The sequence below is a fragment of the Streptomyces sp. NPDC002206 genome (assembly GCF_053593595.1).
In genome coordinates, this window is record NZ_JBSFCW010000004.1 from 21,395 (window position 1) to 38,265 (window position 16,871).

The window sequence follows — 16,871 nt, forward strand, 5'->3', positions numbered from 1 at the left end:
CTTCGGCCGCGGGCTTGCCTTCCCTTCGGGAAGGTCACCTTCCAGCTAGATATACCACGAATTACATGCATGATGCACGTGATATGTATGGCGCACATCAAGTGCAAGATGCATATTGACTGCATGGCGCATCTCACCATGGCCCCGAAAAGCAAGAGGAGTACCGGTGTCGCCGATCGGCGCCAAGCTCTCTGCCGCCAAGGGCCCCGAGGTCATCCTGGCCGTGGGCAGCCTGATCATCGCCGTCGGCTACGGCATCTCCCGGCAGCTCGGTCTCGGCCGCCGTGATCGGTGTGGTCCTGGCCCAGCTGACCACCGACTTCGGCGGTTACGCCCTGCCCTCCGAGGACGACTTCCGCATCGCCCTGCCGATCGGCTCCGGCGTGGGTCTCGCGGCTGCGGTCGTCGCTTCCCTCATCCCCGCGAGGGCGGCCGCACAGTCGGGGTCCGCCGTTTCGCAGCAGGCCGCCTCCGAGGTGGCCGAAGTCAAGGCCTGACCGGCCGGCCACCACCCGAGCGAGGTTGTCCTGTCCCGTCGCGGGGCAGGACAACCTGCTTTTTGCCTGGGTGGCGGTGCTGAGCGCTGTCGGCTCGAGTCCCACAGGCATTCGATCCGATGGAACGGCGCTTCCCCGGGGCCATGGCCGACCGGGCGAGCGCCTGGGTCGTCTTCGTCGCTCCCGACGGGCAGACGGTCACCGCGTCCCGATGGTGATGGTCCTGCCGTCGGGGCCGGGCGACGCGAACACGACGTTGCTGTCACGACCATCACGGACCGGATCGCGGGCGGCCTCATCACGTGGCCGGCCGCCCGCGCCTCCTCAGTTCGATCTAGCCCTCTTCGCGCTGGTGGTACGTCTTGCGCGTGTGTTCCGTGTGCGTCCGCATGATCTCCGTGGCCCGCTGTTCGTCCCGCGAGGAGATCGCCGCAATCAGTGCGCGGTGCTCGATCCAGGACTGGGTGCCGCGCTGGCGGGCCACCGGGGTGTAGTACCAGCGGACCCGGCGGTCCACCTGCCCGGCGAGCTCGGTGAGGACGACGTTGCCCGCCAGTTCCATGACCTTGGCGTGGAACGCGGCATTGGTGACAACCGCGAGATCCACATCGTCGTCGGCGACGGCCTGCTCACCCTTGGCGCAGAGCTCTTCGAGCGCGGCGATGCCGGCCGTGCCCGAGTTGGCCGCGGCCAGCCGGGCGGCCTCGGCCTCCAGGAGCGTACGGACCGACAGCAGCTGGTCCGCTTCCTCCTCTGTGGGTTCGTGGACGAACGCACCTTGCGCGGGCCGCAGATCGACCCAGCCCTCGGTGTTCAACCGCTGCAACGCCTCGCGCACCGGCTGCCGGGACACGCCGAGGTGTCCCGCGAGTTCGCTCTCGACCAGATGCTGGCCGGGGCGGAGCGCACGCGTGGTGATCAGTTCGAGCAGCGCCTCGTAGACACGCTCGCGCAGCGGACCGGGCCGTTCCAGCTTCGGCACAGCCCCTTGCGGCAGTCCTGTGGACAACATCGCGGTCCCCCTCCGGGCGACGAGCCAATTGCTTATCGTCTACAGTCTACCGAGCACAATGGGGCTCAGGGGCAGCGGATCACCTGACCGGCGTACGAAAGATTCCCGCCGAACCCGAAGAGCAGCACCGGAGCACCGCTCTCGATCTCACCCCGTTCGACCAGTTTCGACAGCGCCATGGGGATGGAAGCGGCGGAGGTATTGCCCGAATCCACTACATCCCGGGCGATGACGGCGTTGACCGCACCGATCTTCCGGGCGACCGGTTCGATGATCCGCAAATTGGCCTGATGCAGTACCACCGCAGCGAGATCCTCGGGGGCCACCCCGGCCCTTTCGCACACCTTGCGCGCGATGGGCGGCAGCTGAGTGGTGGCCCAGCGGTAGACGGACTGCCCCTCCTGGGCAAAGCGCGGCGGCGTCCCCTCGATCCGTACCGCACGCCCCATCTCCGGCACCGAACCCCACAGCACGGGGCCGATTCCGGGCGCAGCGTCCGCATCGCCCCGCGGATCCGCGACCACGACCGCGGCGCCCGCGCCGTCGCCGAGCAGGACGCAGGTGGAGCGGTCGGTCCAGTCGGCGATGTCGGCCATCTTGTCGGCGCCGATCACCAGCGCACGGGTCGCGGCGCCCGCCCGGACGGCGTGATCCGCGGTGGCGAGGGCGTGGGTGAAGCCGGAGCAGACCACATTGATGTCCATCACGGCCGGCGAACCCATGCCGAGACGGGCGGCGACCCGCGCCGACATGCTCGGCGAACGGTCCATGGCGGTGGAGGTCGCGACGAGGACCAGATCGATGTCGGTGGGGAGCAGACCGGCCGTGGCGAGCGCCTTGGCCGCCGCATGTGCGGCCATCTCGTCCACCGGCTCGTCAGGGCCTCCCACATGGCGGGTCTTGATCCCGACGCGACTGGTGATCCACTCGTCACTGGTGTCGACCATGGCCGCCAGGTCGTCGTTGGTGAGCACCTTGGTGGGCTGGTAGTGGCCGAGCGCCACGACACGTGAGCCGGTCATGTAGAGGTTCCCCTCGCTACGTATGGCAGGAACTATCCAGTCTTGGTGGCTACCGCCCGGTACGAGTGCACGTGATCCCACAGGATTACCGGCCGAGGCTTGGAGACTTGACAACACCCTTGACCCCCCTGAACACATACTGTAGACAATATTCTGTCGCCTTGGCACCATCTCCTGTTCCCTCACTCGGTCCCTTACCGAACGGAGAGCTCCGTGAAAGTCGCCGTCCCGGACAGAGACCACCACCGTCTGCGCCCACTGCGGCGTGGGATGCAACGTCACACTCCATGTGCAGGACAATGAGATCGCCGAGGTCACCTCACCGCACGACAACCCGGTGACCCACGGCAACCTCTGCATCAAGGGCCGTTTCGGCTTCCAACACGTACAGAATCGGGTTTAACCGCCATGGGACGGGTCACCGAGCGCCGCCGCACCATTCGCATCCGGGACGGGGTGGTCTCCGCCCGCCCCGACACACTTGTCGCCGAGGAGCCCCTGGAGATCCGGCTGAACGGCAGGCCGCTGGCGATCACGATGCGTACGCCGGGCGACGACTTCGCACTGGCCGCAGGCTTCCTCGTCAGCGAGGGCGTGATCGGTGACGGCTCCGAGGTGCAGTCGATCGTGTACTGCGCGGGGGCGACGGCGGACGGCGTGAACACGTACAACGTGGTGGATGTGAAGCTCGCGCCCGGCGTGGAGGTCCCCGACATCACGCTGGAGCGCAACGTCTACACGACGTCGTCCTGCGGGCTGTGCGGCAAGGCGAGCCTCGACGCGGTCCGCACCACGACCCGGCACCCGATCGCCGACACTCCTCCGGTCCGGGTCGAGCCCGCGCTGCTCTCGGCCCTCCCCGACCGGCTGCGCGAGTCGCAGCGGGTCTTCGACCGAACCGGGGGTCTGCACGCTGCGGCGTTGTTCTCCGAGACGGGGGAACTCCTCGACATCCGGGAGGACGTCGGCCGGCACAACGCGGTCGACAAGCTCGTCGGCCGGGCCCTGACCGACCACCGGCTGCCGCTGTCCCGGGCGATTCTGCTGGTGTCGGGGCGGGCCTCGTTCGAGCTGGCCCAGAAGGCGGTGATGGCCGGGATCCCGATACTCGCCGCGGTCTCGGCGCCGTCGTCGCTCGCCGTCGATCTGGCGATCGAGACCGGACTGACCCTGGTCGGCTTTCTGCGGGGCCCGTCCATGAACGTGTACGCGGGTGACCACCGCATCGCCCTCGAGGCGACGGTCGGCCAGGGCTGAGCCGCCCGGCCCGCAACACGGGTCAGGGATCCGGCCGGCGGGGAGCGCCCCCTGCGCCGGCCGGTCCCGCCCCCGTGAGTACGTCGTCCGCCCGTTCGGGGGCGGCAGAACGAGCGGTCGGGCCACGCCACCGATCAGCAGCTCATGCCAGGGGCGAGCCGGTCAGCCCACCGCGACGGACTCCTGCGCCGCTGCACCGCTCGCCGGAATCCCGGGCCGCTCCCGGCGCCCCTGCCGCGGATCCTGCGGGTCGAGCCGATCGAGCGGATCGCGCGAGCGACGCTTCGCGATCACCGCGCACACCATCAGCTGCATCTGGTGGAAGAGCATCAACGGCAACACGGCCAGGCTCGCGTGTGCCCCGAAGAGCACGCTCGCCATCGGCAGCCCCGCGGCCAGGCTCTTCTTCGAACCGGCGAACTGAATGGCGATCCGGTCCCCCCGGTCGAAGCCGAGCCGCTTCGCCCCGCACCAGGTCAGTGCGAGCATCAGCGCGAGCAGCACCGCTTCGGCGGCGAGCAGCGCACCGAGCCGGGCCGGGGTGACCTGGTGCCAGATGCCGGCGACCATGCCCTCGCTGAACGCGGTGTAGACGACCAGCAGGATCGAGCCCCGGTCGACATAGCCGAGCCCCTTCTTGTGGCGGGTGATGAACCCGCCGATCCAGCGGCGCAGCAGCTGCCCGGCAACGAACGGCAGCAGCAGCTGGACCCCGATCTTCAGCAGTGCGTCCGCCGAGAATCCGCCACCGCTGTTGCCGAGCACCACGGCGGCGAGCAGCGGGGTGAGGAAGATCCCGGCGAGCGAGGAGAAGGAGCCCGCGCAGATCGCCGCCGGCACGTTGCCGCGGGCGATCGAGGTGAAGGCGATCGACGACTGGATGGTCGACGGGACGAGGCAGAGGAAGAGAAAGCCGCTGTAGAGCTGGGGTGTCAGGACGTATGGAACCAGGCCCTCGCCCGCCAGGCCCAGCAGTGGGAACGCGACGAACGTGCAGATCAGGACGGTGAGGTGGAGCCGCCAGTGCTTGAGTCCGTCGAGCGCCTCGGCCGTCGAGAGTCGGGCGCCGTACAGGAAGAAGAGAAGGGCGACCGCTCCGGTCGATGCGTCGCCCGCCACGTCCGCGGCGCCTCCGGACGCGGGCAGCAGCGCCGCAAGCGCGACGGTGCCGATCAGCGCCAGGATGTACGGGTCGATCGGCAGCCGGGACGGCAGCTTCAGGGTGCGGCGGCTCATGTGCTCCACGTATCTCTCGTTCAGGTCGTGCCCTCTCCATTTTGCTCTTGATCACCGCGATCGGGAATCCCGCATACCGTTCTCACTGTCATTATGCTTCGCGATAACCTGGACCATATGTACGACCCTGCACAGCTCCGTACCTTTCTCGCTGTCGCCCAGACGTTGAGCTTCACCCAGGCCGCCCGCCGGCTCGGCGTGCAGCAGTCCACGGTGAGCCAGCATGTACGGCGGCTCGAGGACGCGACGGGACGGCAGTTGTTCACCCGGGACACGCACCGGGTCGATCTCACCGGGGACGGTGAGGCGATGCTCGGCTTCGCCCGGACGATCCTGCAGGCCCATGAGCGGGCAGCGGCGTTCTTCACCGGGACCCGGCTGCGCGGGCGGCTGCGGTTCGGGGCCTCCGAGGACTTCGTGCTGACCCGGATGCCGGAGATCCTGGAGTCGTTCCGCCGCGACCACCCGGAGGTCGAGCTGGAGCTGACCGTGGAGCTCTCCGGGACGCTGCACCGGAAGCTGGCGGCGGGCCGGCTCGATCTGGTCCTCGCCAAGCGGCAGACCGGCGACACGCACGGTGAGCTGGTCTGGCAGGACACGCTGACCTGGATCGGCGCACCGCACGTGCGGATCGATCCGGACCGCCCGGTGCCGCTGGTCCTCTTTCCGCCGCCGGGCATCACCCGGGCCCGCGCCCTGGAGGTGCTGGAGGAGCACGGCCGGTCGTGGCGGGTCGCCTGTACGAGTACGAGCCTCAGCGGACTGATCGCGGCGGCCCGTGCCGGGCTGGGCGTGATGGCGCACACCCGCGGCCTCATCCCGCCGGGACTGACCCCGGTGCCGGCCAGGGCGGGTCTGCCGGAGCTCGGCGATGTGGATTTCGTCCTGCTGCACGGCCGCCGCCGGCACGCGGCGCAGGAGGCGGCGGACGCGCTCGCGGCGGCGATCCTGGCGGGAGGCGACCGGCTGATGCGCTCCGTCGGCGGAATCAACGCGGTCAGCGGCCGCGAAGGCGCGTGACCGAGGCGTACAGATTCGGTGGAGATTCCGGCGCAAGCTACTTACTCCTCCGTCAGATGTGCGCCCGAGCCTTGCCCATGTGGCCGGATATTTGTGGCTGACCTGTGCAGATGCCACGCTTTCCAAAGCCTCCGGGCCCTCCCGCCGCGCTGTCCGATCAGGTAGCGTCACGGCGCTGTGCGGAGCGCCACAAGGAGCAGTTCATTGCGCGAGTTCACGGTCCCACCCATGGCGGCCGCGCCCCACGTCGGCGGTCTGGCTGATGTCGTCTTCGACTACCCGGAGGAGGACCCGCATCGGATTGCGCTCGGCCGGAAGGACGCGAGCGGACGCTGGCGTGACATCACCGCAGCGACGTTCCGTGACGAGGTGCTGGCCCTCGCCAAAGGGCTGATCGCCCACGGAGTCCGGTTCGGCGACCGGGTCGCGCTGATGTCCCGAACCCGCTACGAGTGGACGCTCTTCGACTTCGCGCTGTGGACGGTCGGTGCCCAGTCCGTGCCGATCTACCCGACGTCCTCGGCCGAGCAGGTCTTCTGGATGCTGCACGACGCCGATGTGTCCGCCGTCGTGGTCGAGCACGAGGACCACGCGATGACGGTCGCCTCGGTGATCGACCGGCTGCCCGGGCTGAGGCGGCTGTGGCAGCTGGACGCCGACGCGGTGACCGAGCTCGTCGACGCGGGCGCCCATCTCGAGGACGAGGTGGTGCACCGGCACCGGCGGGCGGTGACGCCCGAGTCCGTGGCGACCATCATCTACACCTCGGGTACGACCGGCCGGCCCAAGGGCTGTGTGATCACCCACGCCAACTTCATGTTCGAGACGGACACCATGGCCTCCCGGTGGGGGTCGGTCTTCCACTCCAAGCCGGGCGACGAGGCCGCCACACTCCTCTTTCTGCCGCTGGCGCATGTCTTCGGCCGGATGGTGGAGGTCACGGCGATCCGCGGCCGGGTGAAGCTGGGCCACCAGCCGGAGCTGTCGGCGAAGGCGCTGATGCCGGACCTGGTGACGTTCCGGCCGACGTTCATCCTTGCGGTGCCGTACATCTTCGAGAAGGTCTTCAACGGCGCCCGGCGCAAGGCCGAGGCGGAGGGCAAGCTCGGGCCGTTCGACAAGGCCTTCGACGTCGCGGTGAGGTACGCGGATGCGATGGAGCACAAGGCGTTCGGAACCGGCCCGGGGCCGTCGCCGGGGCTGCGGATGCAGCACCAGTTCTTCGACAAGGTCGTGTACAAGAAGGTCCGCGAGGCGATGGGCGGGAGGGTGCGGCACGCCATGTCGGGCGGCTCCGGGATGGAGCGGCAGCTCGGTCTGTTCTTCGAGGGCGCCGGCATCACGGTGTACGAGGGGTACGGACTGACCGAGTCGACTGCGGCAGCCACCGCCAATCCGCCGGAGCGCACCCGGTACGGCACGGTCGGGCAGCCGATCCCCGGCACCACTGTGCACATCGCCGACGACGGCGAGATATGGGTGTACGGCGGCAATGTCTTCGGCGGCTATCTGGGCGACCCGAAGGCCACCGACGCGGTGCTGCACGACGGCTGGCTGGCCACCGGCGACCTGGGTGCACTCGACGAGGACGGCTATCTGACCATCACCGGGCGGAAGAAGGAGATCCTGGTGACGTCGGGCGGCAAGAGTGTGTCGCCGGCCGGTCTGGAGGAGCGGGTGCGGGCGCATCCACTGGTCGCGCAGTGCATCGTGGTCGGCAACGACCGGCCGTACATCGCGGCGCTGGTGACCGTGGACCAGGAGTCCGTGGACCACTGGCTCTCCATGCAGGGGCGGCCGCCGATGAGGGCGGCGGACCTGGTGCGCGACCCGGATCTGGAGATGGAGGTCCGGCGGGCGGTGGTGGCGGCCAACACGGCGGTGTCGCAGGCCGAGTCGATCCGTACGTTCCGGATACTGGCGCATCAGTTCACCGAGGAACACGGTCTGCTGACCCCGTCGCTGAAGCTGAAACGGAAGGCGATCGAGACGGCGTACGCCGCCGAGGTGGACGCGCTGTACCGCTGAGGCGTTCCCGGGCGCGCCGACCTGAAATGCCCCTCGCCGGGAATGCATCGCGGCACTTGATCGTTGACCCTGCGAATACCGAACCGACGACGTAAGGATCGACCGCTCGTGAGCCAGGTCCCCTCCATCACCCTCAACAACGGCGTCGAGATGCCGCAGCTCGGTTTCGGTGTCTGGCAGGTGCCGGACACCGAGGCGGCGAAGGCGGTCAGGACAGCCATCGAGTCCGGGTACCGGAGCATCGACACCGCCGCGATCTACGAGAACGAGCAGGGCACGGGCGAGGCCATCGCCGCCTCCGGTGTCGCCCGTGAAGAGCTGTTCGTCACCACGAAGCTGTGGAACAGCCAGCAGGGCTACGACGCCACCCTGCGGGCGTTCGACGCCTCGCTCGACAAGCTGGGTCTCGACTATGTCGACCTGTACCTGATCCACTGGCCGGTGCCGGCCAAGGACGCGTACATCGACACGTACAAGGCCTTCGAGAAGATCTACGCCGACGGCCGCGCGAAGGCCATCGGTGTCTCGAACTTCCTGCCCGAGCACCTGGAGCGCCTGCTCGGCGAGACCTCCGTGGTCCCCGTGATCAACCAGATCGAGCTGCACCCGCAGCTCCAGCAGGCCGAGTCCCGCGCCTTCCACGCCCAGCACGGCATCGCGACCGAGGCCTGGTCGCCGCTGGGGCAGGGCAAGGGCCTCCTGGAGGTCCCGACGGTCGTCGCGGTCGCCCAGAAGCACGGTCGCACACCCGCGCAGGTGGTGCTCCGCTGGCACATCCAGACGGGCAACGTGGTGATCCCGAAGTCCGTGACTCCGTCGCGGATCGCGGAGAACCTCGATGTATTCGGCTTCGAGCTGGACGCCGACGACCTCGCTGCGTTCGCCGCGCTGGACGAGGGCAAGCGCCTCGGCCCGAACCCGGGCGAGTTCAACCTCGGTGCCTGAGCCCTGCCGCTCCACGACCGAATCACGCGGAACCGCCGCCCGGCCTCGCGCCGGGCGGCGTCCGCATGCCCGAACCAGCTCTCACCGGTGCACGAGGGCGCCGCCCTCTACCACCTGACCAACGCGCACAGCGGCAAACGGCTGGACGTCGCCAACGCCTCCACGGAGAACGGCGCCAACGTCCAGCAGTGGAAGGCCAACAACTACGGCGCCCAGGAATGGCTGGTCGAGCAGCACCTGGATGCGCCGGGCACCGTGACCCTGGTCAGCTTCATCAGCGGACTCGTCCTCGAAGTGGCCGACGGCAGCACCGCGGACGGCGCCAACGTCCAGCAGTGGGAGGACACCGACTCCCCCGGCCAGTGGTGGCATTTGGAACCGGTGTCCCAGGTGCGCTGAGGGCTGTCCCGAATGACGGGACAGCCGTTAGGCGCGCCGGGCCAGGTGGACCGTGCGTGCCGTGAGCAGGAAGACGTCCGGGCGGTGGCGCAGTCCGGCCGGGTCGTCGGGGTCGAGCAGCCGGTCGAGTACGGCGAGATCGTCGGCGGTGAGCGCGTCGGCGAACATGTCGCGCCGCCGGGCGAATTCGGCGATGACATGGTCGCGGGCCTGGTCGGAGAGTGGTGCGGGCAGGTCGAGCAGGAAGCTGCGGGTGCCCTGCGGGGCCAGCCCCACCGCGGTGAACAGGGCGCTCCAGTCCTCGATCTCCCGCTTGGTGTCCGGAAGGGACGCCCGCATCTCCTCGAACCAGTCCGCGGTCACCGCGTCGAGCCTCGCCTCCAGGCCCGGTCGGCCGAAACCGATGTCCCGTGGCAGCTGACGGGGCGGCAGCCCGCCCTCGACGAGGGCGACCGTGCCACCGGGGCGCAGCAGCCCGGCGAAACCGGCGAGGACGGCGCGCTGGTCACCCATGTGGTGCAGCGCGTTGCCCGCCCAGATCAGGTCCGCGTCCCCCAGTTTCGCCGGCTCGTCCGGGATCTCCGCGTGCAGCGTACGGACGCGGTCACCGAGACCGAGCCGTTCGGCGCGGGCCCGGGTGCGCTCCAGCAGCGCCGGGGTGCCGTCCACGGCGACGACTTCGGCTTCCGGGAAAGCCTCGGCGAGCAGACACGCGATCACGCCGGGGCCGCTGCCGATGTCGAGGACCCGGCGTACCCGCGGGGCGGTGGGAAGACCGGCGATCCAGCGGGTGGCCTCCTGGTACTGCGGGCTGCTGAGCTCGGCGTTCCGCTCCAGGAGCGGGCTCATGACGTCCCAGTCGAAGTCGGTGGTGTCGTGGTGAGGGCTGTGCGCGGCACGGTCGTGCCGACCGTGGGCGGTGTCGTGGTGAGGGCCGTGACCGGCGTGCTTCGTCATGCGGACAAGACTCGCCCCGTGTCAGGTGTCCGGCAAAGCTTTGTTGCCGGTTCGGCAAACCGACATTCCTCGCGCCACTCATGCGCCACCTGGGTGCCAGGTGCGCACCATCCGTGCGGCACGGTCCCGCCGTCAGTCCCTGCGGCGGAACACCAGCAATCGGTACTCCGGGTCGGGGCGCGGCCTGTCCGGGTCGGGCAGGGCCAGCAGCGCCGCCGCGAGCCGTTCGGCCGCCGCCCCCGGCAGCTCCAGACGCGAGACGAAGTCGCCCCTGCATACACTTCGCGCCGCCGCCTTCGGTGTCCGCCCCTGTCCATGGCCGAGGAAGCGGGCCTCCCCCACCACGTCGAGCCCGGCTTCCGCCCCGTACGCCACGACCAGTTCCTCGCTGTCCGACGGCTTCGGCCTCAGATGGGGGGCGAACGCCTCGTCGATGTCGCTGCCCACGTCGTGCGCCGCGTCCTTGTCGACCGTGGTGACGAACACCCCGCCGGGCCGCAGTACCCGGGCCGCCTCGGACACCACCGCCCGCACCTCCCCCGCTCCCCGCAGCAGATGCAGCAGCCAGATCGCACCGACCGCGTCGATCGTCGCCGCGCCCAACGGCAGCCGCCGCGCGTCGGCGAGCGCCACCGCGCCGATCCGCTGCCGGGCGAGCCGCGCCATTCCGTACGAGGCATCGGTGCCCAACACCTTCAGTCCGGGCCGGGCCACCGCGATCCGCTGGGTGACCAGCCCCGTACCGCAGCCGATGTCCAGCAGCGTGCGTACGGACTCCGGGATCAGGCCCAGCACGGCACGGGCTGCGGACTCGGCCCTGGGCACGCCACCGCGGGTCGCGTCGTAGCCAGCCGCCTCGGTGTCGTAGTCGAGCATGCGGACGACTGTAGGACACCGGCCGGACCCCGGTGGGCGCTGCCGGAAAACTGCGGATGCGCGCTACGACCGACGGCGCGGCTTGCCGCGCCCGCCGCCCTTCGGGCCGCCGGAACCGCCCCGTGGGCTCTTGCCGGCCGACTTGCCGGCCGCGGGCTTCCGCCGTGCGTCGCCCGCGTCGGCGCGCTTGCGCTGCTTCGGCTGGGGCGGGGTGGCGGTGCGGCCGCGGGAGCTGTTCACGGTCCGCCCCCGGACGATCCCGATGAAGTCCTCCACCATGTCGGTGGTTGCGTCCTCCGGCCACGACAGTGCGACGCGTGACTCGGGAACGCCGGTGACCGGCCGGTACGTGAGGTCCTTGCGGTGGTGCAGGCGGGCCAGCGACTGCGGGACGACCAGCAGTCCCACTCCTGCCGCCACCAGTTCGATGGCGTCCGCCGTCGTGGCGGGGCGCTCGATCGCGGGCCGTCCCGGCGGACGCTCCCAGTCGAGGGTGTCGTCGAGGGGATGCAGCACGATCTCGTCGGCCAGATCCTCGGCGGACACCTCGTCGACCGCTGCCGCGATGTGGTCCTTCGGGATCACGACCACCGTCGTCTCGGTGTACAGGGGGATCGCGCTGAGGTCCGTCCGGTCGATCGGCAGCCGCACGAATCCCGCGTCGGCGCCGCCGCCCCGCAGCACGTCGGATGCCTCCGCGGCGGTCACCGCGACGAGGGTCAGCGGGATCTCGGGCAGCCGCTCGTTCCAGATACGCACCCACTTGGTCGGCGTCACGCCTGGTACATACGCGAGCCGGAAAGAAGGGGGGATCTCGGAGCCTGTCACCCCGCCAGGTTACCGGTCGTGGTCGGAGGTATCGCACACGCTCGCTACTCTTGACACCATGACGTCGCACCAGACCACCCAGACCATGAAGCCCGCAACCGCGGCGAAGAAACTGGGTGTGTACCTCGAGGCCACCCCCGCCGAGTTCCAGGAAGGTGTCGTCTCGCGCAGCGAGCTCAACACGCTGCAGGCCGATCCGCCCGAGTGGCTGCAGGAACTGCGGCGCAACGGCCCCCACCCCCGTCCGGTGGTCGCGGCGAAGCTCGGCATCTCCATCTCGGGTCTCGCGCGTGGCGGCATCACGGATGCCCTCACCACGGAACAGATCGAGGCGCTGAAGAAGGACCTTCCCGAGTGGCTGCAGAAGGAACGCGCCATCCAGGCCGAGGTCCGGAAGGAAGCGGTCCGCATCAAGGAGAAGACCGCGGAGAAGAACGCGGAGCAGGGCGACCAGACTCGCTGAGCTCCCTCCCCCCGCGCCCGACGGCTGCTGACGCGGCCGTCGCCGCGGTGAGCGGGCACATCCGGGCGGCGTACGCGGAGGCGGTGGAGCGCAGCGACACCGATACGCGTCGGCTCGCCGCGCACCCCCGGTTCGGCGCGGCGCCCCTACGAGCGCTGCGCCCTGGTTCTGCCGCCGCGACATCGCGCGCTGCGTGGCGCCCCCGTTCTGTCACTGGCGTTACTTGCGTCACTCGCGCTTCGTCAGTGCGCGCCGTGCCCCGTAGCGACCGCCTCCACCCGCGCCGCCAGCGTCAGGTCCTTCTCGGTGACCACACCGCCCGCATCGTGCGTGTGCACCGCCAGGGCAACAGTGTTGTAGCCGAGCGTCAGATCGGAGTGGTGGTTCAGCTCGTCCTGGATCTGAGCGACATGGACGGCCAGTGCGGCGGCGGCGAAGTGCGAGGCGAGCCGGTAGGTACGGGTGATCCGGTCACCTTCCAGCGCCCATCCGGGCAGCTCGCTCAGCCGGTCCTCGATCTCTTTCTGCGACAGCGGTTCGGTGGGCACGGGGCGGCTCCCTCACGAGGTCGGTTGCTGATGGGCGGTGGCGGTGACGTTACGGTCTCCGTATGACAACTGTCGCGCTTGACACGGGGGTAGGGCCACTGCTGCGCAGCTGGCGTCAGCAGCGGCGGATCAGCCAGCTGGAGCTGGCCCTGCGCGCCGACTCCTCGGCCCGTCATATCTCCTTCATCGAGACGGGCCGTTCGCGCCCCAGCGAGGAGATGATCCTGCGGCTGGCCGATCATCTCGACATCCCGGTCAGGGAACGCAACGCCCTGCTGGTGGTGGCCGGTTACGCGCCCCGCTACGCGGAGACCGCGCTCGACGACCCGGCGATGGGCGCGCTGCGCGACGGCATGGAGCAGCTGTTGCAGGGGTACGACCCGTATCCGGCGCTCGTCGTCGACGGCACGTACACCGTGGTGGCGGCCAATCAAGGCGTCGCGATGCTGCTGGAAGGGGTGGCGGAGCATCTGCTCGCCCCGCCGCTGAACGCCATGCGGCTCACCCTTCATCCGCAGGGTCTCGCCCCGCGGATCCGCAATCTGCGGGCGTGGCGGGCGGATCTGCTGGCGCAGATGGAGCGTCAGATCGCGCTGGCCCGTTCGGCGGAGCTGCGTGAACTGTACGAGGAGGTCGCCGCCTATCCGGTGCCGGACGACGCCGTCGGTCAGGACGAGCCGGCGGGACCGCCTTCGGCGCTGTCGTTCGCGCTGCCGCTGGTGATCGAGCACCACGGGCGGGTGCTGTCGTTCGTCTCCTCCATCGCGACGTTCAATACGCCGATGGATGTGACGGTGGCCGAGTTGGCGATCGAGACGTTCCTGCCCGCCGATCAGGAGACCGCCGCGTATCTGCGGTCGCTCGCCTCCTGACGGACGGGCGTCACGTGCGGCCCCCGCCGGGCGCGAGGTGTCATTTCTCGGCGAGGGGGCGGGTCCACGGGGCGTCGGTGCGCGCCAGGAAGGTCGCGGCCGCGCTCGCCGCGGCCAGAATGACCGCGGCGAGCAGCAGGGGCGGTGTCGGGTGTCCGTTCAGGACGGCGAGGGCTCCGACGACGGCGCCGAGCAGCATGGCGCAGGCCGAGACCACCCGCCGTCCGGCCTTGTTGCCGGCTCCTCCGTGAGCTGGCTGTCGGCGGCGATGCCGGCGAACGCGAAGCCGGAGAAGACCACGTTGCCGGTCATGTCGGCGACGAAGACCGCGCCCAGCTGCAGATGGCTGATGGCGTCGACCAGGCCGGTGACGACGGTCAGGGCGAGCATCAGGGGCGGCAGCGGCCCGTGCCGGTCGGTCATGTCGGGTACGAGGGTGGCCCAGGCCTCACGCAGCGGGACGGGCACGGTCACGCTCCGATCACCGGGACGGAATCAGGATTGTGCCGTGATCGGGGTGCGGAACGCAGGATCGCCGCAGCGTGTGCCGCCCCTGCACGGGTGGGCGGGGGCGGCACACGCTGCGGGAGCGCGAAGCGGTTATACGCGCGCTCCGTTGTCGCGCGGATCCCGGCGTTTCGCTCCCGCGCCGGACGTGCGTCCGGGGGCGCGCTTGCGTGCGGGCGGCGGGGTCTTGCTGCTCCTCTCCAGGGTGAGCGCGACCGGTACGGCAGTCAGCACGGAGGAGTATGTGCCGACGCAGATGCCGATGAGCAGGGCGAGCGCGAAGTCCGCGAGGGAGTCGCCGCCCAGCACGGCGAGGGCAGCCAGGATGAAGAGGGCGCCCATACCGGTGTTGACGGTTCTGGGCACGGTCTGCAGGACGGCACGGTTGGCGATGGTCGTCACGGATTCGCGGCGTGCCTTCGCCCACAGCTCGCGGACCCGGTCGAAGACGACCACCGAGTCGTTGACGGAGTAACCGATGACGGTGAGGAGTGCGGCCAGGAAGATGCCGTCGACGGTGCGGCCGAGCCAGGCGAACGCGCCGACCAGCAGGACGACGTCGTGGACGAGCGCGGCAACCGATGCCAGGGCGAAGGTCCAGCGGAACCGGACCGCCAGATAAGCGAGTTGTACGAGGACGGCCACGGCGAGTGCGATCAGCGCGTTGCGCCGCAGTTCGTCGCCGAGGCTGGGGCCGATGAGTTCGTCGCGGACCTTGGTGGTCTGGCCGCCCTCCTCGGCAAGGACGGCACGCAGGGCGTGCTCCTCGTGGTTGTCGAGGTCTCCCGTGCGTACGGAGAGGTCGCCGGCGCCCGCCGTGGTGACCTCGGCGTCGCCGAACCCCGCTGCGGCCAGGACGGTGCGGGCGGTCTCCACGTCGACGGGCCGGCTGGTGGAGTACTCGACGAGCCGGCCGCCGGTGAACTCCACGCCCAGGTTCACACCCCGCACGACGATGCCGAGGACCGCGACGGTGATCAGTGCCGTGGAGATCAGCAGCCAGCGGCGGGGGGACCGGAACAGCTGCGGATCACGGCGGGCCAGCCAGGTCCGTACGCGTCCGGGGCGTGCGATGCCGTTGACGCCCCGGTAGTCGCCGACGAACCGCGAGCGGGACGCGATCTCGGTGAGGGCGCGAGCGATGACGAGCGCCGAGAACATCGAGGCGAGAACACCGATGGCGAGCGTGACCCCGAAGCCCTTGACCGGTCCCGAGCCGAGGAAGAAGAGCAGACCGGCCGCGATCAGTGTGGTCACGTTGGAGTCGGCGACCGCGCTCCAGGCGTTACGGAACCCGGCGGTCATCGCGGAGCGCAGGGAACGGCCGGACCGTTCCGCGTACTCCTCTCTGGCGCGTTCGAAAACCAGCACGTTGGCGTCGACCGCCATCCCGATGGCGAGGACAAATCCGGCGAGTCCGGGGAGGGTGAGGGTGACGCCGAGGGCGACCAGCGCGGCGTACGAGACGACTCCGTACGCGGCCAGGGCCACCGCGGCGAGGGCGCCGAAGAGCCGGTAGACGAACGTGATGAAGAGTGCGGTGGCGGCGGCGCCGATGAGGGCGGCCCGGGCGCTGGCGTCGATGGCGGCGGCGCCGAGCGTCGGGCCGACGGTCCGCTGTTCGACGATCTCGACGGGGAGGGGCAGCGCGCCGCCCTTGATGAGCAGCGCGAGATCGCGGGCCTCGTCGGCGCCGAAGGAGCCGGTGATCTGCGTGGAGCCGGACGGGAGGCCCACGTTGCAGCCGACGGACGGGGCGACCTGGGGGGAGGAGATGACCTGGTCGTCGAGGACGATCGCGACCCGCCGCCGTTCGTCCTGAGCGGGATGGCAGGCGGCTTGGCCGGTCAGCCGGGTCCAGTCCCGGCCCGCACCCTTGTGGAAGTCGAGGGCGACGGTCCAGCCGGCGCCCTGCTGGGCATCGAAGGAGGCCCCGGCGTCCTTGACGCCCGCGCCGGTGAGCCGGGCCGGGCCGAGGGCGAGAGGGCGGCCCTCCTCGTCGGGCAGCGTCAGCCCGGCGGCCTTGCCCTGCTTCTGTTCCGTGCCCGGGCCCTGGACGGCGTGGAAGCTGAGCTGGGCGGTCCTGCCGATGACTTCGGCCGCCTTGCGCGGGTCCTGGACGTCGGGCAGTTCGACAATGATCCGGTCCTCCCCGGACCGGGTCAGGGTCGGTTCGGCGACGCCGAGCGAGTCGATGCGCCGGCGCAGCACCTCAAGGGTCCGGTCGGTGCTCTCCCGGTCCGCCTTCGTGGTGGCGGAGTCCGTGGCCTGGAGCACCATCCTGGTGCCGCCCTGAAGATCGAGGCCGAGTCTGGGTGACATGGTCAGCGTGATGAGCACGGAGACGAGCAGCACGGCCGCAGCCAGGACCGCTCGCACCGTGGTGGCGCGAGTCATGGAAATC

The 16,871-nt window shown here is 70.1% G+C and carries 16 protein-coding genes and 3 pseudogenes; 9 read left to right on the plus strand and 10 right to left on the minus strand.

Features of this window, described 5'->3' with window-relative positions:
* Positions 1–166 precede the first annotated feature (166 nt).
* Positions 167–497: pseudogene (locus ACWCP8_RS10535) on the plus strand (MFS transporter); the annotation flags it as partial.
* 334 nt (positions 498–831) lie between these two features.
* Here the strand turns inward: ACWCP8_RS10535 and ACWCP8_RS10540 are convergent.
* Together ACWCP8_RS10540 and ACWCP8_RS10545 are read right to left on the minus strand one after the other, a co-directional pair.
* Positions 832–1,509 carry a GntR family transcriptional regulator gene (locus ACWCP8_RS10540; RefSeq protein WP_352267245.1) on the minus strand — a complete coding sequence of 226 codons (678 nt, stop codon included), beginning with the start codon at positions 1,507–1,509 and terminating at the stop codon, positions 832–834.
* A gap of 65 nt (positions 1,510–1,574) precedes the next feature.
* Complete coding sequence (locus ACWCP8_RS10545) at positions 1,575–2,531, minus strand: beta-ketoacyl-ACP synthase III (RefSeq protein ID WP_451115373.1); 957 nt, start codon at positions 2,529–2,531, stop codon at positions 1,575–1,577.
* 226 nt (positions 2,532–2,757) lie between these two features.
* Here ACWCP8_RS10545 and ACWCP8_RS10550 point away from each other — a divergent pair.
* A pseudogene (locus ACWCP8_RS10550) lies at positions 2,758–2,934 on the plus strand (2Fe-2S iron-sulfur cluster-binding protein); the annotation flags it as partial.
* Between the two features lie 5 nt (positions 2,935–2,939).
* Positions 2,940–3,788: a formate dehydrogenase accessory sulfurtransferase FdhD gene (fdhD, locus tag ACWCP8_RS10555; protein ID WP_352267247.1), complete on the plus strand. Its 849-nt coding sequence runs from the start codon at positions 2,940–2,942 to the stop codon at positions 3,786–3,788.
* A 162-nt stretch (positions 3,789–3,950) separates the two neighbouring features.
* Here fdhD and ACWCP8_RS10560 read toward each other — a convergent pair whose 3' ends face one another.
* A complete protein-coding gene (locus ACWCP8_RS10560) occupies positions 3,951–5,024 on the minus strand; it encodes a bile acid:sodium symporter family protein (RefSeq protein ID WP_451115375.1) in 1,074 nt (357 codons plus the stop codon).
* A 108-nt stretch (positions 5,025–5,132) separates the two neighbouring features.
* Here ACWCP8_RS10560 and ACWCP8_RS10565 point away from each other — a divergent pair, with 108 nt between their 5' ends.
* The 4 genes and pseudogenes from ACWCP8_RS10565 to ACWCP8_RS10580 all read left to right on the plus strand — a co-directional run.
* Positions 5,133–6,044 (plus strand): LysR family transcriptional regulator, encoded by a 912-nt coding sequence (locus tag ACWCP8_RS10565; protein WP_352267428.1) that lies wholly within the window; start codon positions 5,133–5,135, stop codon positions 6,042–6,044.
* Between the two features lie 228 nt (positions 6,045–6,272).
* Positions 6,273–8,072 (plus strand): AMP-dependent synthetase/ligase, encoded by a 1,800-nt coding sequence (locus tag ACWCP8_RS10570; protein ID WP_451115377.1) that lies wholly within the window; start codon positions 6,273–6,275, stop codon positions 8,070–8,072.
* 108 nt (positions 8,073–8,180) lie between these two features.
* Positions 8,181–9,017 (plus strand): aldo/keto reductase, encoded by an 837-nt coding sequence (locus ACWCP8_RS10575; RefSeq protein ID WP_355998703.1) that lies wholly within the window; start codon positions 8,181–8,183, stop codon positions 9,015–9,017.
* A gap of 75 nt (positions 9,018–9,092) precedes the next feature.
* Positions 9,093–9,416: pseudogene (locus ACWCP8_RS10580) on the plus strand (RICIN domain-containing protein); the annotation flags it as partial.
* Between the two features lie 27 nt (positions 9,417–9,443).
* Here ACWCP8_RS10580 and ACWCP8_RS10585 read toward each other — a convergent pair.
* From ACWCP8_RS10585 to ACWCP8_RS10595, 3 genes are all read right to left on the minus strand, one after another.
* Positions 9,444–10,373 carry a class I SAM-dependent methyltransferase gene (locus ACWCP8_RS10585; RefSeq protein WP_352267253.1) on the minus strand — a complete coding sequence of 310 codons (930 nt, stop codon included), beginning with the start codon at positions 10,371–10,373 and terminating at the stop codon, positions 9,444–9,446.
* Positions 10,374–10,505: 132 nt separating this feature from the next.
* Entirely contained in the window at positions 10,506–11,249 is a 744-nt protein-coding gene (locus tag ACWCP8_RS10590) for a class I SAM-dependent methyltransferase (protein ID WP_451115380.1), read from the minus strand.
* 63 nt (positions 11,250–11,312) lie between these two features.
* Positions 11,313–12,077 (minus strand): LysR family substrate-binding domain-containing protein, encoded by a 765-nt coding sequence (locus tag ACWCP8_RS10595; RefSeq protein WP_451115382.1) that lies wholly within the window; start codon positions 12,075–12,077, stop codon positions 11,313–11,315.
* A gap of 58 nt (positions 12,078–12,135) precedes the next feature.
* Between ACWCP8_RS10595 and ACWCP8_RS10600 the strand changes: the two genes are divergently transcribed.
* Entirely contained in the window at positions 12,136–12,540 is a 405-nt protein-coding gene (locus ACWCP8_RS10600; protein WP_352267257.1) for a DUF5997 family protein, read from the plus strand.
* A 242-nt stretch (positions 12,541–12,782) separates the two neighbouring features.
* On the opposite strand, the gene ACWCP8_RS10605 is transcribed toward ACWCP8_RS10600, so the two are convergent.
* The gene (locus tag ACWCP8_RS10605) at positions 12,783–13,088 is read right to left on the minus strand and encodes a 4a-hydroxytetrahydrobiopterin dehydratase (protein WP_352267258.1); all 306 of its coding nucleotides are present in this window, start codon (positions 13,086–13,088) and stop codon (positions 12,783–12,785) included.
* A 62-nt stretch (positions 13,089–13,150) separates the two neighbouring features.
* On the opposite strand from ACWCP8_RS10605, the gene ACWCP8_RS10610 reads away from it, so the two are divergent.
* Positions 13,151–13,960 (plus strand): helix-turn-helix domain-containing protein, encoded by an 810-nt coding sequence (locus tag ACWCP8_RS10610; protein WP_451115385.1) that lies wholly within the window; start codon positions 13,151–13,153, stop codon positions 13,958–13,960.
* A 40-nt stretch (positions 13,961–14,000) separates the two neighbouring features.
* Here the strand turns inward: ACWCP8_RS10610 and ACWCP8_RS10615 are convergent, their stop codons facing one another.
* The 3 genes from ACWCP8_RS10615 to secD all read right to left on the minus strand — a co-directional run bounded on the left by ACWCP8_RS10615 (position 14,001) and on the right by secD (position 16,864).
* A complete protein-coding gene (locus ACWCP8_RS10615; protein ID WP_352267260.1) occupies positions 14,001–14,159 on the minus strand; it encodes a hypothetical protein in 159 nt (52 codons plus the stop codon).
* Positions 14,120–14,434 (minus strand): DUF1275 family protein, encoded by a 315-nt coding sequence (locus ACWCP8_RS10620; protein WP_352267262.1) that lies wholly within the window; start codon positions 14,432–14,434, stop codon positions 14,120–14,122. Before ACWCP8_RS10620 ends, ACWCP8_RS10615 begins: the two co-directional genes overlap by 40 nt.
* A 126-nt stretch (positions 14,435–14,560) precedes the next feature.
* Positions 14,561–16,864, minus strand: coding sequence for a protein translocase subunit SecD (gene secD, locus ACWCP8_RS10625; protein WP_451115387.1), 2,304 nt, complete (start codon positions 16,862–16,864; stop codon positions 14,561–14,563).
* Between the last annotated feature and the right edge of the window lie 7 nt (positions 16,865–16,871).